A 482-nucleotide genomic window follows, 5' to 3' on the forward strand; every position below is an offset into this window, starting at 1 on the left:
CGGATTTCCCGGCGCCACGATCAGGCCCTGCGTGCGTTGGGCAAAGCCGATGATCTTGTGCAGCCCCGGTTGCAGCAGCGGCCGGTAGATGCGCGCGCTCAGCGAGTCGGCCGCCGGCTGCTCCAGCGTGTGAAAGCCCGCCAGCGTGCAGCGCCCCTCGTTCAGCGCACGGATCGCGTCCACGCTGCCGCAAAAGCGGATGTCCAGATGCAGCGCGCCCGCGTCGGCCTGCGCGGCCGCATGCGCGCGCAGCGCCGCCAGGGCATCGTCGTGGCTGGCGTACAGGGTGAGCACGTGCGCCCGGTCGTCGAAGGCCACGGCAAACGCGCGCTCCAGGTCGGCGTGCAGCGCGGCAATCTGCGGCGCGAGCCGCGCCTGCGCCTGGCGCTCGGCCCAGAGCAGCTTGCTGCCGAATTCGCTGAGCCGCGCCGGCTGGCCCTTGTTCCAGGTGATCAGCGCGCCGCCGAGTTGCTCCTCCCAGC

General features: G+C 72.2%; 1 protein-coding gene. It reads right to left on the reverse strand.

The window, feature by feature from the left end; genetic code table 11:
* A partial coding sequence (locus VTU_RS0106230) for a substrate-binding domain-containing protein (protein ID WP_010102183.1) occupies nucleotides 1-482 on the reverse strand: 482 nt, incomplete at both ends.

Origin of the sequence: Verminephrobacter aporrectodeae subsp. tuberculatae At4, from assembly GCF_000193225.1 — a bacterium.
GTDB classification, from domain to species: domain Bacteria; phylum Pseudomonadota; class Gammaproteobacteria; order Burkholderiales; family Burkholderiaceae_C; genus Acidovorax; species Acidovorax aporrectodeae.